The organism is Jeotgalicoccus sp. FSL K6-3177 (assembly GCF_038050175.1).
Lineage (GTDB): Bacteria > Bacillota > Bacilli > Staphylococcales > Salinicoccaceae > Jeotgalicoccus > Jeotgalicoccus nanhaiensis.
In genome coordinates this window covers 68,298-81,605 of record NZ_JBBOSK010000001.1, presented here as the reverse complement: position 1 = coordinate 81,605, position 13,308 = coordinate 68,298, and the positions used below count along the sequence as shown (strand labels likewise).

The following is a 13,308-nucleotide window of genomic DNA, read 5'->3' as shown; positions in this document are numbered from 1 at the left end:
TGGTCCTTTCTTATTTTAAAATTTATGTATTCATTTTAATAACTGGTATTTTCTATCAACGTTTGCTAACTGTTAAGCCTCTGTTTCTCTTTTAATTTCTTTGGCTGCAAGCACCAGTAAGCCGACTGCTATTGAAATACTCAGAAATGACGATCCGCCCTGACTTAAAAAGGGAAGCGGTATGCCCGTCAGCGGAATCAGACCCGATATACCGCCGAGATTAAGAAATACCTGAACACTGATATAAATCGCAATCCCGATACAAAGCAGACTGTAAAATCTCTGTGATGCTTTAAAAGAATAGTAAATCGCTTTACCAACGATTACTATAAACAGCAGCAGTATTACTATAACACCAATCAAACCGAGCTCTTCTGCAATCACTGCAAAGATAAAATCTGTATGAGGCTCCGGCAGGTATCCGAGCTTCATAATGCCGTTGCCGAGACCGGCACCGGTCAAACCTCCATGCGAGATGGATATCAATGAGTTAGTTAATTGATAACTGGTACCGTCAGCATCCGAGAAAGGATGCATGTATGTTTCTATTCTCGCACGCTGATAGCCGGATAGAATATTACCGGTAATCACATAACGTACTCCGATCAGCAGCGACAGGATTACGGCTAAAATACCCGATACTTTAAAGATAATTTTCACAGGAAATCCTGAATATAAAAACATACCGGCAATAATAGAAATTATAAGCAGCCAGGTGCCAAAATCATTAAGCAGCACAAGACATGAAATACCACCCACCAGCAGAAGGGGCAATAAGTTTTCGGCTCTCTGTGCCGACAGCTTTTGATATTTTTGATTATAGATATAAGCAAGATACAGAATTACCACTATTTTAAAAAATTCAGAGGGTTGAAAACGCCCGAGAAACGGCACTTCTAGCCAGCGGCTTTTACCATTTACTTCTACACCAAAAATATGAGTCAAAAGAAGTGCCAGAAATATCCCGATAATCATGAAAAGCTGCAGCCGTTTATCTTTAAGTATTTTCAGAGGCATAAAATATGCCATAACAAATACAAGTAAAAAACCAATAACAGTATATTTAAGCTGAGAAAAATAATAAAATTTCGGGTCGCTGTAATCACCCTGCATTGCCATTACCATGCTTGCGGAATAAATCATAACAAGTCCTGTTAAACTTAAAATAATATATGTAATTATTATAGTGAAATCTATGTTTTTAGAACTCTCTCTGAGGATGTTGAACAATCTTTTAATAGATTTCATATATAAATGCCTCCACAGTTAACACTTTTAAAAATAAAGATGATCTAAATTAATCTACTAGGTAATATAGGATACCGTTGACAAAATGTCAACGGTATCCTATTTTTATCTGAGATAACCATGAAGATGGTACCAATAAAAATAAACGATAAGACTCGGAGTATTTTCCAGAGCTTATCGCTTAGTTAGTTAATTACCGCTCAATTCATCATGAATCAGATTAATATTGTAATTTAAATATTTAATATAAGTATCCACTTCTTCTCCTGATTTTCCAATTTCATCGGAATATATCGGTTTACTGGAAAGCGGTACTCCTGTCTGGCTGGATACTGTTTCCATCGGCCGCGTATCGACGTTTGACTCGATGAATAGCACAGGTACATTATTCTCCTCTATAAAGGAAACAAGTGAATTAATTTGTTTCGAAGAGCCCGTTTCTTCAGTGTCGATTGCCCAAATATATCCTTCTTCAAGGCCGTAATCATCTGCTAAATATTGAAATGCGCGTTCGCTTGTCACCAAAATACGGTCATCTTCAGTAATATCATCTATTTTTTGCTGATACTCTTCTTCAATCTCTGTCAGGCGTGTAAGATATTCTTCTGCTCTTTCTTCGTAGTTTTCCTTATTCTCAGGGTCTTTTTCTATAAAACAGTCCCGCATATCTTCCGCCATTTTTATACCAGCTTTAGGACTGATAAAAGCGTGAGGGTTAATTTCTTCATCTTGTCCCTCGTCATCTGTAATATACATCGGGTCAATACGATCTGTCAGATTGCAGACATTCTCCGTATCCTGATTTACAGATTCAATCATTTTATGGAACCAGCCGCTGTCTCCGCCTTCAAGGTTTAAACCATTATAAAAAAGGAGGTCTGCATCAGTAGCTTTGTTCATATCCTGTGGCAGCGGTTCGTATTCATGCGGGTCTGTTCCTGTAGGAACCAGGTTATGGATATTTACATCATCTCCGCCTATTTCGCTCGCAAGGTCTTCCAGGATAGTAAATGAAGTCACAACCTCTAATTTATCATTTTCTGTTTCATCATTAGCTGTACTGTCTCCGCCTGTACAAGCAGCCAGAGTGAGTACAGCCAGCAGCATACTCATTACATGCGTTATTCTTTTATTCATTTCAATTCTCTCCTTAGTTTTTATGTCTTATTTAATTACACTCTTTTTACTTTTCTGAGCAGCGGCCAGATAAGACCCTGCTTAGGTGAAAAAATCAACACTAATAAAAAGAGAATCGCTGAGGCAATCGCAATAACGGGTCCTGACGGCAAATCGTGATTATAACTGTAATAAATACCAACCACTGCAGCAGCTGCCCCAAAAGATGCAGACATAACAATCATTACAGGCAGCCTGTTTGTTAATAAATAAGCAGTGGATGCAGGTGTTATTAAGAGAGACACTACCAGTATCACTCCGACAGTCTGCAGAGAAGCGACCGACACAAGTGTTAACATCACCATCAAACCGTAGTGAATAAATCGTGTATTTAACCCGTAAACTTTGGCCATTGTCTCATCAAAAGTAGCTATTAAAAGTTCCTTATAAAACACAACAACGACAGCAAGAACGAACACGCTGACACCTGCTGTAATCCACATATCAGAAGTTCTGACGTGCAGCACATTTCCGAATAAAATCTGCGTCAGATCTGTCGCACTTTGAGCTTTTGTTATTAAGATAATACCGAGCGCCAGTGCAGTCGAGAAGACGATACCGATGGAAGCATCTGTTTTAATTCTGCTGTTCTGATTAATCGCTCCAATACCTAGGGCTGCAATAACTCCAGCTACAACAGCACCGTAGAAATAAGAAATTCCAAGCATATAAGAAATCGCAATACCCGGCAGAACAGCATGGGAGATAGCGTCACCCATTAAAGACATGCCCCGTAGTACGATAAAGCTTCCTATAACACCGGAAATAACACCGACCATAATCGAAGTGATTAGAGCTTTTTGCAAGTATTCATAAACCATTAAATCATTTAAAAAAGTCATGATAATTTACCACCCATATTTTCTAAAACAGTTAGAGGCGCATTGAAGGTCCGTTCCATTAATTCAGGCGTAAATACATCGGACACAGCACCCGCTGCCACCAGTTCCTTATTCACTAAAATCAGCTCATCAAAATAATCTTCGACTTTAGTTAAATCATGGTGAATAACAAAGAGAGTTTTTCCCTGATCTCTTAACTCTTTTAAAATATTTATAATAATTTCCTCACTGTGGATATCTATGCCGACAAAAGGCTCATCCATGAAGAAAATATCTGCATTTTGTGCCAGACTTCGAGCCAGAAAAACCCTTTGCTGCTGACCGCCTGAAAGTTCACCAATTTGTTTATCAGCAAAATCTTCCATTCCAACTTTTTTTAACGCTTCTTCTGCAATTTTTTTCTCTTTTGCTTTAGGCCGTTTAAATAAACCAAGCTTCGGATAAGTGCCGAGTAAAACAGTATCTCTCACTAAAATCGGAAAATCCCAGTCTATATTTGATCTTTGCGGAATATAAGCAATATTTCCCCGTACTTCTTCAATAGGTTTTTCACCTATTCTGACTTCGCCTGAATCCTTAGCTGTTAAATTAAGTACAGCTTTCATAAGAGTAGATTTACCAGAGCCGTTTGGTCCGATAATTCCTATTAGCTTTCCGCTTTCCATAGAAAAATTAACATCTGTTAAAGCTATTTTATTTGAATATGAAACAGTTAAATTTTTAACTTCAAGTGACGTTTTCAAACCTTTACCTCCTTAGTGCAACTAAAAATAAGAATAACCAAATTTAATGTTTAGGTTACCCTAAATTAAATATAGCATAACAAATGTATGACTAATTTACAAATCAATAAAAATAAATGGTTGAGAAGGAGAGTAAAAAATTTGAAGATGGTGATGGGATACACATGAGATTCTGTCATGCCAACCCCAGGAAGCGGGGATACATATGAAAACCTCTCATGCCAATCCCAAGAAGCGGGGGTACATATGAAAACCTTTCATACCAACCCCAAGAAGCGGGGATACATATGAAAACCTTTCATACCAATCCCAGGAAGCGGGGTATTACTTTAATGAACATAATAAAATACACCCTGATTGTTAGTATAAATCCAACAACCAAGATGCATTTAAAATTCGCAAAATATTTTATTATTCATTCAAAGTTACTGTTCAAGTTTTCTTTTACCGAAATAAAACAGCCCGGCAGCCATACCTATAATCAACATCAGTATTGAGAAAATAAGAAATGGCCACGGTCCCCATATAAAGATGAGCGGAGCAGATAGCGCTGTGACCAGACCGCCGCCGAGGAATGGTTCAAAGACCAGCTGCTTATAACCGAAACCTTCAGCTGCCGGAGATTTCATTTCCGGATCAGCGACACGCATCAGCATCAGTCCTGTAGCAGTCACCCCTGTAGACTGTCCGAAGTCACCAATAGCTCTTTCAAACCAGTAATCCGACATCATTCTTGGGCCAAAAACGAAGAATCCGAACAGGTTCCACGCAATTCCAAATAAAGCTAAGATTAAGAATGGAACTAGGTATTCTCCGATGACTGAAATGGAAACAGTCGCTATAGCACTTGCAATAAGTATATCCAGTGAAAATCCTTGTATACTGGTTATCGTATTTCTGTCTACCAGCTTCGATGTATCGAATTTGCTGATAAAAATCTGTACAATTAAACCGCCGATCATTGCCAGTGGGAATAATGGTATATAGGTCATAAAGTCGGAGCCGAATAGCGCAGCTTCCAGCCAAGTGATTCCCTGCAAGATGATATACCCGACAAAAATCGCCAGTCCAACTATAGTAAAATGAAAAGTAAATGTATCGATTGATTCAGGTCTGACAGTCTGTTTACTGCCTTCTCCGCGTTCTTCCACTTCAACGATGCCTGCTTTTTGAGTTGGTGACAGACCTTTAACATCAGTAATCATCTGAGTCTTGTTTTTACGTACTCCCCAGTTAATCAGCACAATACCAACAACAACTCCGGATAATATACCGACCGTGGCCAATCCGACAGCAATATCGTAGGCTTCCGGAAATCCGAGTTCTTCAAAAGTAGACTGTAGACCGGCAGCTGTACCGTGTCCGCCTTCAAATCCAACTTCAATAAGCGCACCAATAAATGGAGGCATGTCATAGAAGGGCACCAATATTAGCATAGCCAGCAGTAAACCGATTACATATTGTCCCCAGCCCAATGTCCAGCCGAATGCAAGCTGCGGTCCTCCAATGTTCCATACCCTTTTCAGATTTGGAAGGACAGTTCCTATAAATAAAGCAGCAAACACTATGTTTATCATTAGGCCGGGCAGTGCTGACCACACTTCAGTAATTTCTGAAGTCAAAATACCAGTTGCCCAAAATGACTCTTCTCCTGTAAAATTCTGAAGTATCTTACCCAGCACTTCAGGACCTAAAAGCAGGGCAAGAAAACCTCCGATCACCGATGCCGGCAAAAAAAGATTCTGCATCCATGTCGAGTGCATCCTGACCCACTTACCAATCAGCAGAAATAATCCCAGATAAAGCAGGGCAAATCCTATTTGTTCCGGACTCATAATTTCCCATCTCCTCTCTTTTTATCTTTTTCAGACTATAGAAATTAATCAATAATATTCATAGAGCCATTCTATCAGAGGGGAGAAAATTTTTCTTAACACGAACCCGAAAATTTAATATAAATCCCTGGAGAAAATAACATTAATTACTTTCTCGTTATGTTCAATATTTTTACCAGCTGGTCGTTCAAATGGTCTGCACTATAAGAAAAATCATTTTTATACCAGTTAATAATCATGCCGATAATAGCATTCGACTGGTATGCTGCAAACATTTCATTATTCAGTCCATCCTGCTGCTGACTTTCCATATCTTCCAGAAATAAATTATCGATTTCATCAAACAGCATATAGTAATATCTTAACGGCACTTTTCTTGAAAAAATAATTTCATAAAAGGACTTATATTTTTCAATATGGTGAAAGATACGAATCGTCGATGAATCTAATTCGCTCACTTTTAAAATCGTTACTTTGCGATAGGGTTCTTTATAGGTATTCGCTAAATCTAATGTTATCTCTTTAAAATATTCCTCAAATACATCTTCAATTTGACCGTAATGTAAATAAAAAGTCCCCCGGTTAATTTTAGCTTGTTTACAAATTTCAGTTATAGAAATTTCCCCGAGATCTTTATCATTTAATAATTGCAGCAGGGCCCGATGCAGGGCTTCTTTAGTTTTAACAATGCGCAAATCATGCTTGGACATCTTTTCACCTCTTATTGAACAACATTCTATACTTCCGTCCATTAGTGAACAGTTATCAGATTTTTGATTATTGAAAGCGTTTACCTTCCTTATTATAATAAATAATAGACAGTTGTACAATAGAAGGAGGATACAAAATGAGATTACAAGACAAAGTTGCCATCGTTACAGGTGCAGCATCAGGTATGGGTAAAGCAATCGCAGAAGCTTATGCAAGAGAAGGTGCTAAAGTTGTCGTATCTGATTTAAACATAGAAGGTGCAGAGGAAGTTGCAGCAAATCTTAAAGCTAATGGTGCGGAAGCTTTCGCAATTAAAACGAATGTTTCTGCAGAAGAAGAAGTTGAACAGTTATTCGAAGAAACGAAAAAGAACTTCGGGAAGCTGGATATCTTAGTTAATAATGCAGGTATTATGGACGGTATGGAGCCCGTAGGTGAAGTTTCAAACGACAGATGGGAAAAATTATTTGCCGTAAATACGACCGCAGTTATGAAATCGATGCGTTTAGCAGTCAACCTGTTCTTAGAACAAGGGCACGGAACAATCGTCAATAATATTTCAGCAGGCGGACTGTACGGCGGACGTGCAGGGGCGGCTTATACCGCATCAAAACACGCAGTGGTCGGTTTAACGAAAAATACTGCATTTATGTATGCAGATAAAAACATCCGCTGTAACGGAATTGCTCCCGGCGCGGTAAAAACAAATATTGGATCATCAATGAGCAATATGAGTGAGTTTGGAGCTCACCGTCAAAGTCAGGGTATGTCACTTAATCCAAGAGCAGGGGAGCCGGCAGAAGTTGCAGAAGCAGCGGTCTTCTTAGGTTCAGACGAAGCAAGCTTCGTTAATGGACAGGTCCTTGCAGTAGACGGCGGCTGGACTGCATACTAAGCTGTTTAAATAAATACATTATGTGAAGGGGCTGGGACAAAAGCTCTGAAGCAATAAGAGAAACGGCTGGGACATCTTGATTTTAAGATGTCCCAGCCGTTTTTTGTTGGTTTAAGTATAGTAAACACAGATTGCCGGACGAGTTTTCTCAGGTTCACCGCCATTAAAGCGATGCCCAATTCGTTACGGACCGGAGTATTCCCCCGAACAGACATCCGAGTGAATCCCAAATTCGCCTTCAAGTTTCCAAAAGTCGTTTCGACATCGATTTTGCGTTGCGCGTATCGACGTCGACCTTCCGGGCTTGAAAGCGTCTGGTTCACCTGAGCTTTAAAATACTCCAGGTTCCTATTTTTTTGAATCCGTTTCGGCTGGTCTGGTGCAGATGTTTTACACAACGCCATCAACGGACAATCCTGACAATCTTCACATTCATATATCTTAAATATCCGCTGGTAACCATACTTGTCTGTTCGAGTGGTGTGACTTTTTAAAGGTAAGCGGCGGTCGTTCGGACAAATATAGTAATCATCGATTGCGTTATATTCCCAATGATTCGGATGCATCTCATCTGTTTTGTACCGTTTCTTTTGTTCTTTATAGTACGTATTGTAGGGAATCAGTGCCTGACGTTCATATGTGTCGGCCACGCACTCATAGTTGGATTCACTGCCATACCCCGCATCGGCGACAATATATTCTGGTAAGTGCTGGAACGTGTGCTGCATCGTATGGAGAAAGGGATCGAGCGTGCGAGTATCGGTCGGATTCCAATAAATATCGTATCCCAGTACAAACTGATTATTGGTCGCAATCTGTAAATTATATCCGGATTTCAACTGACCATTCTGCATGTGATCATCTTTCATGCGCATGAATGTCGCATCATGATCCGTCTTAGAATAACTGTTACGGTCTCTCATCAGCGTCCGTTGGGTTTGATAGTTTAAGCGCCGGTCCAAATAATCTTTCATGGCTTTTTTGGATTTGCGGATCGCCGAACGTTCGGTACGTATCGCTTTGCGGGTGGGTATATCTTCAGTGCGTTCGATCTGTTCAGTGAGTTCGGTTTCAGTGTCTGTCAGTTGCGTATGAATATGCGTCAGTTCCGATGCCGTCAACGGTCCATCTGATTCCCGAATCATTTCCGGAATCACTGCTGATTCGACCAGCGCTTCATATTTTGCTTTGGATTTTTCTAGCAGTGCCGACTCGTGCCGGTCAATATTCTTTCTAAAGACAAAGGTATACTTATTGGCATTCGCTTCAATTTTTGTACCGTCTATAAAAATCGCATCTGACTCAATCAACCCATTCGATTCCAACTGAGTTCTAAACTGAATGAAGGCAGACTGAAGCAGCGCCGCCATCTTCGGATGCGCTCTGAATCGATTAATGGTCCGATACGACGGCACTTGATTTTGCGCCAGCCACATCATTCGGATACTGTCCTGCAGTAACGCTTCAATCTTACGGCCAGAGAATGCAGACTGACTGTAGGCACAGAGTAAGATTTTCAGCATCATTTTGGGATGATAGGACGACGCCCCTTGAGATTGTCCGAACCCATCAAACACATCTTCCGGCATACTTTCGACCAGTGTATGCACTGCTTTTGATATATCGTTGTCTGGAATCAGGATTTCTGTTTCGAGTGGCAGTGTGATTTGGTTCATGTTATAATTTTTATACATAAGATTCCTCTTTTCATTGTTTGTGTCGTTACTTACATTGTATCTGAGGGTCTTATTTTTTTGTAGATATATCGTATATTTCCATATAAAAAAGCGCACTTGACTCCTAGGGGAGTAGCGTCTGCGTGAGACTACAGGCTCACGCGACGCCCCTGGAAAGCAAGTGCGCTTTTTGATTTAGAGACTGGACTTATGTCCCAGCCCCTTATTTCACTTTAACTTGTATTTCCGTAATATATTCACTTAAATTAGATTGAATCGTCTCATTAAAAGCTCTTTCATAAAAATAGCCTTCAAACTTTAAATTGTTCTTCTCTGCATACTCTTTTAACTTTATATAAGTATTTCTCAAACTCGCATCGTCACCTTTATGAACAAATCTTAAATATCTGCCTGAAGGTTTAATATATACATATTCATCTTTTATGCTTGTTTTCAAATAAAAATAATCATAGGCTTCCGTATTTGTCTTATCATGATAAAACATTGCACCGTAGTCATTATTGGCAAATAAATATTCCCCTTTTGCCATGAATAAATTATAGCCTGTTTTAATCTGGGCAGCTGAATCGGATTGCTCCATTTTTTCGCTGAGTAAAAGATACTCCTCATCAAGCTCAATAAAAGATATCTGCATAATCTGTTTTTCAGCCAGCTCAATAAAATGCAGTTTTTGTTCTATTACTTTTTTTATATCATTTAATCTTTCGATCTTTTCATCGACTTCAACTTTTTTCTCTTCCAGAATATCTTTAGAATCTTGTACATTGCTCGAAAGAAGAGCTTTAATTTCCTTCAGAGGCAAGTCTAATTCCTTAAGTGAGAGAATTAGACCTAAATCAACTCCTTGCTGCAAAGTATAATAGCGATAGCCATTTTCTCCTGTTATTTCCGGAGAGAATAAACCAATTTCATCATAATAGTGCAAGGTACGGGTATTGATACCTGCCATACGGGAAATTTCTGATATCTTTAACAAATGCTTTGACTCCATGACGTTACCTCCTTGACTTTACAGTTACTGTAAAGATTAAAATGAAGATAGTCAATGAATGAGGAGGAATGTTACTCGATGAAAAAAATAATTTATTATCGTCCATTTCAAAAGCAAGATGCTCGTGATTTAGCATCTGTCATCAGCGAAAGCTGGAGTTATGAAAAAATGTTTTCTAAGAAAGCTGCGTATCATTTTTCTCATATTTTCCTTTATTACGAGCTGGCACGACAAGCCTTTACGCAAGTAGCCGACGTAGACGGAAAAGCTGCTGGGATTATAGTAGGAAATATTAAAAATGAGAGTAAAACTAAATACAAGTGGCTGTATTGGCCAAAAATCATATGGCATGGTGCTTGTCTTTTAACTCTGAAAGAGGGACGAGATATATTGCTGAACTATGTAGGCGAAGTCGATACTTTGAATAAGAAAATGCTGGACAATCTTGATGAATCATTTGATACAGAATTATCACTTTTTGCAGTTACTCCGAAAGTTCAAGGACTCGGAGTCGGCTCAGAATTGTTCCGATTTTTCACGGATAAACTGAAACAAAAGAGAATGAAAAAATTCTTTTTATATACCGATACCACTTGTAACTATGGATTTTATGACTATAAAGGTCTTAGTCGTATTTCGGCTGCCAGCAAAAAAATTGGTGCACCGGTAAATGAAGAAATTGAATTTTATATTTATAAAGGGAATGTAACATAGATTTTATTAATCAATTTTATGATAACTTTCAGCACCTCGGCTTGATGATGAAGTTTTCCCAGTTAAACGTATGTAATACCAAGCAGCTGACCGCTGGTGATTCTACAAACTCATTAAAGTTATGATATATTGGGTATGTAATAGTATTACAAATTTTAGGGGGTCAGTTTATGAATTTGAAGAAATTTCTAATGGCCAGCGGTCTTTCTATGGTACTCGTTCTCGGTGCTTGCGGAGGCGGCGAAGACGAAGGTACTGATGAGCCTGCAACAGAAGAAGACAGCGGTGCTTCAAGTGGAGATGTCGATGCTGAGGGTATCGCACAGAGCACATGTGCATCATGTCATGGTGAAGACTTCTCAGGTGCTGTTGGGCCAGCACTTGCAGGCACTAGCCTCAGCGAAGACGAATTCGAAGAAACCGTGAGAAACGGTAGTGGACAGATGCCAGCTTACAGCGAAGACGAAATCAATAACGAAGAACTTTCCGCACTTTACACTTTCTTCAGCGAACAATAAGAAAGAAGATCGTCCTTTTGGACGGTCTTTTTTTATATCCTATTATTGTGGGTATCATTGCATTCACAACTGCTTCTTTATTAAATGGATGGATATGAGTATTACATCCGTACTCTCCTATGCAGGTGTAACATTCATTGTTATGCTGATTATTTTTATCACATTCTATTTTCTCTCTGTACGCGATAGCAAAAAAATTAATGAGAAATTGAATGGATAAGAGACATCAAAAAAGGAGATTAGAGGCTCTCTAATCTCCTTTTTATTTATGATAATTTGCGGTGTATCAAAATAGAAACTGGAGTTTATAAAGAGGATAATATAATTACTTGTAAAGTAAAATTTTTTAGACGATTTGTATGGTCCCAAGTAAATCTGAAGAGACTGTACCAGTTTTTTTAATATATTCAGTTAAAGCTTCTACTGCACTAATATCCAGATTTTGGCGTCTTTCACCGTATTTTTTCGGCACTCCCTGAATAGTGACGAATGCTGCACGGTAATACTTCGATTCATCCAAAGGTTCTTCTCTGATATAAACATCTTGAATACGCAATCCTTTTGGATTCTCAATTTTTATATACATTTTCATTCCAAGGCAGCGTTTTAAATAACCTCCCATTTGTTTGTAAGGATCGCTTGAAAAAGTATTCTCAATATTCTCTTCCAGCATATCAAGAATTTCACGCCCGCTCAGATAGACTGTGGAGACCGGCGGGTTAGTGGGAATAATGTTCCATACATCATTCAATGTTATCGGCCCCGCGGGAATCGGTGCACCATAACGCCAGCCATTTGAAAATGCAATTTCTGCATTTGTAACGTCTAAAAGTGATTGAAGCAGCAGGTTGTCAGTCGTAGTTTCCAGCTGGTTATAACGATGTAAATCTGTTGCTGTATACCCGATAATCTCTCTCATCGACTCCATATACGGTTCAACAGCCTTATCAATCATACCTTGAACTTCCCCATCCATTTCAACATGTTCAGCGACTTCGATCAATTGGTGTGAAAAATCAACAATTTTTTTGTCTTCTATTTCTAGATCAAGTTTACCTATATGGGCGCCATGACAGCCTGACTGTATGATTAGTGTTCCATTTATATCTGCAGGCCGGCTTAAAGAATTGTGAGTATGCCCGCTCAGTATAATGTCGATACCTTCTGTTTCTTCAGCAAGTTTTACATCCTGAGGAAAGCCGAAATGCGAAAGTACCACGACTAAGTCCATCTGATTATTTTCCTTTAGATTTTTAATTGTCCTTTGTACTTCGTTAACTCCCAGAGTAAAATATATTCCCTCAGAAAAATGGTCAGGCATCATCTTATCGACAATATGTTCAGCAATTCCTACTATGCCAATCTTTAAACCTGCACGTTCTTTAATTATGTGAGAATCAAAAACTGGGCTGTCTGTCTTTTTATTAAAAATATTACATGCAATCATCGGGTAATTTAACTGGTCTGTTAAATACTTAAGTTGCTCAGGCCCATAGGCAAAGTCCCAATGAGCCGTCATCGCATCAATCTGCAATGCATTTAAAACTGGAAGCAAAACTTCCCCTTTACTGGATACCACAGGATATGTTCCATGGAAAGTATCTCCATTATCCAAAGTTAATATACCATCCGGATTCTCTTTTCTTGTTTCTTTCAAGAGCGTAGCAATGCGGCTGTAACCTCCTGCATTACGAAAAATACTTCTTCCTTTTTCAGTGAAGAGTTCAGGATGGAGATTATAATAACCATGAATATCATTCATTTGCATAATGGTTAAATACTGCTTTGGACTCATGAATAGTCCCCCCCATTTATAAATTTAGATGATGGAAAATTAATATTTATACTCAGTATAAAATTTTAATGTGAAAGTTTGATGAAAATAAAAAGTTAGGATCTTCTTTCTTATACAGAATTCAACATCTCTGGAGCCACTGG

The 13,308-nt window shown here is 38.8% G+C and carries 13 protein-coding genes; 4 read left to right on the top strand and 9 right to left on the bottom strand.

Annotated elements, in window-relative coordinates:
- Positions 1 to 72 precede the first annotated feature (72 nt).
- The 6 genes from MHH58_RS00370 to MHH58_RS00345 all read right to left on the bottom strand — a co-directional run bounded on the left by MHH58_RS00370 (position 73) and on the right by MHH58_RS00345 (position 6,554).
- Positions 73 to 1,248 carry an FtsW/RodA/SpoVE family cell cycle protein gene (locus MHH58_RS00370; protein WP_341344672.1) on the bottom strand — a complete coding sequence of 392 codons (1,176 nt, stop codon included), beginning with the start codon at positions 1,246 to 1,248 and terminating at the stop codon, positions 73 to 75.
- Between the two features lie 189 nt (positions 1,249 to 1,437).
- Entirely contained in the window at positions 1,438 to 2,385 is a 948-nt protein-coding gene (locus MHH58_RS00365) for a metal ABC transporter solute-binding protein, Zn/Mn family (RefSeq protein ID WP_341344671.1), read from the bottom strand.
- A gap of 35 nt (positions 2,386 to 2,420) precedes the next feature.
- A complete protein-coding gene (locus MHH58_RS00360; RefSeq protein ID WP_341344670.1) occupies positions 2,421 to 3,266 on the bottom strand; it encodes a metal ABC transporter permease in 846 nt (281 codons plus the stop codon).
- Positions 3,263 to 4,009 (bottom strand): metal ABC transporter ATP-binding protein, encoded by a 747-nt coding sequence (locus MHH58_RS00355; RefSeq protein WP_341344669.1) that lies wholly within the window; start codon positions 4,007 to 4,009, stop codon positions 3,263 to 3,265. Before MHH58_RS00355 ends, MHH58_RS00360 begins: the two co-directional genes overlap by 4 nt.
- A gap of 425 nt (positions 4,010 to 4,434) precedes the next feature.
- Complete coding sequence (locus tag MHH58_RS00350; RefSeq protein ID WP_341344668.1) at positions 4,435 to 5,844, bottom strand: sodium/glutamate symporter; 1,410 nt, start codon at positions 5,842 to 5,844, stop codon at positions 4,435 to 4,437.
- A gap of 146 nt (positions 5,845 to 5,990) precedes the next feature.
- On the bottom strand, positions 5,991 to 6,554 hold the full coding sequence (locus MHH58_RS00345) for a TetR/AcrR family transcriptional regulator (RefSeq protein WP_341344667.1): 564 nt from the start codon (positions 6,552 to 6,554) through the stop codon (positions 5,991 to 5,993).
- 137 nt (positions 6,555 to 6,691) lie between these two features.
- Here MHH58_RS00345 and MHH58_RS00340 point away from each other — a divergent pair, with 137 nt between their 5' ends.
- On the top strand, positions 6,692 to 7,450 hold the full coding sequence (locus MHH58_RS00340; protein ID WP_341344666.1) for an SDR family oxidoreductase: 759 nt from the start codon (positions 6,692 to 6,694) through the stop codon (positions 7,448 to 7,450).
- A 5-nt stretch (positions 7,451 to 7,455) separates the two neighbouring features.
- Here MHH58_RS00340 and MHH58_RS00335 read toward each other — a convergent pair whose 3' ends face one another.
- Together MHH58_RS00335 and MHH58_RS00330 are read right to left on the bottom strand one after the other, a co-directional pair.
- Complete coding sequence (locus MHH58_RS00335) at positions 7,456 to 9,126, bottom strand: IS1182 family transposase (protein ID WP_341344665.1); 1,671 nt, start codon at positions 9,124 to 9,126, stop codon at positions 7,456 to 7,458.
- A gap of 223 nt (positions 9,127 to 9,349) precedes the next feature.
- Positions 9,350 to 10,138, bottom strand: coding sequence for a MerR family transcriptional regulator (locus MHH58_RS00330; protein WP_341344664.1), 789 nt, complete (start codon positions 10,136 to 10,138; stop codon positions 9,350 to 9,352).
- Positions 10,139 to 10,216: 78 nt separating this feature from the next.
- Here MHH58_RS00330 and MHH58_RS00325 point away from each other — a divergent pair, with 78 nt between their 5' ends.
- From MHH58_RS00325 to MHH58_RS12415, 3 genes are all read left to right on the top strand, one after another.
- Positions 10,217 to 10,852 (top strand): GNAT family N-acetyltransferase, encoded by a 636-nt coding sequence (locus MHH58_RS00325; protein ID WP_341344663.1) that lies wholly within the window; start codon positions 10,217 to 10,219, stop codon positions 10,850 to 10,852.
- A gap of 170 nt (positions 10,853 to 11,022) precedes the next feature.
- On the top strand, positions 11,023 to 11,370 hold the full coding sequence (locus MHH58_RS00320) for a c-type cytochrome (RefSeq protein WP_341344662.1): 348 nt from the start codon (positions 11,023 to 11,025) through the stop codon (positions 11,368 to 11,370).
- Positions 11,288 to 11,590 carry a DUF3021 family protein gene (locus MHH58_RS12415; protein WP_445922967.1) on the top strand — a complete coding sequence of 101 codons (303 nt, stop codon included), beginning with the start codon at positions 11,288 to 11,290 and terminating at the stop codon, positions 11,588 to 11,590. The genes MHH58_RS00320 and MHH58_RS12415 overlap by 83 nt, the downstream gene beginning before the upstream one ends.
- A 126-nt stretch (positions 11,591 to 11,716) precedes the next feature.
- On the opposite strand, the gene MHH58_RS00315 is transcribed toward MHH58_RS12415, so the two are convergent.
- On the bottom strand, positions 11,717 to 13,165 hold the full coding sequence (locus MHH58_RS00315; RefSeq protein ID WP_341344661.1) for a bifunctional metallophosphatase/5'-nucleotidase: 1,449 nt from the start codon (positions 13,163 to 13,165) through the stop codon (positions 11,717 to 11,719).
- Positions 13,166 to 13,308 lie beyond the last annotated feature (143 nt).

Excerpts from the sequence above, each read along its gene's own strand:
- MHH58_RS00370 (WP_341344672.1), bottom strand. The coding sequence starts at position 1,248 with ATGAAATCTATTAAAAGATTGTTCAACATCCTCAGAGAGAGTTCTAAA.
- MHH58_RS00345 (WP_341344667.1), bottom strand. The coding sequence starts at position 6,554 with ATGTCCAAGCATGATTTGCGCATTGTTAAAACTAAAGAAGCCCTGCAT.
- MHH58_RS00320 (WP_341344662.1), top strand. The coding sequence starts at position 11,023 with ATGAATTTGAAGAAATTTCTAATGGCCAGCGGTCTTTCTATGGTACTC.
- MHH58_RS00365 (WP_341344671.1), bottom strand. The coding sequence starts at position 2,385 with ATGAATAAAAGAATAACGCATGTAATGAGTATGCTGCTGGCTGTACTC.
- MHH58_RS00315 (WP_341344661.1), bottom strand. The coding sequence starts at position 13,165 with ATGAGTCCAAAGCAGTATTTAACCATTATGCAAATGAATGATATTCAT.
- MHH58_RS00360 (WP_341344670.1), bottom strand. The coding sequence starts at position 3,266 with ATGACTTTTTTAAATGATTTAATGGTTTATGAATACTTGCAAAAAGCT.
- MHH58_RS00325 (WP_341344663.1), top strand. The coding sequence starts at position 10,217 with ATGAAAAAAATAATTTATTATCGTCCATTTCAAAAGCAAGATGCTCGT.
- MHH58_RS00340 (WP_341344666.1), top strand. The coding sequence starts at position 6,692 with ATGAGATTACAAGACAAAGTTGCCATCGTTACAGGTGCAGCATCAGGT.
- MHH58_RS00335 (WP_341344665.1), bottom strand. The coding sequence starts at position 9,126 with ATGAACCAAATCACACTGCCACTCGAAACAGAAATCCTGATTCCAGAC.
- MHH58_RS00330 (WP_341344664.1), bottom strand. The coding sequence starts at position 10,138 with ATGGAGTCAAAGCATTTGTTAAAGATATCAGAAATTTCCCGTATGGCA.
- MHH58_RS00350 (WP_341344668.1), bottom strand. The coding sequence starts at position 5,844 with ATGAGTCCGGAACAAATAGGATTTGCCCTGCTTTATCTGGGATTATTT.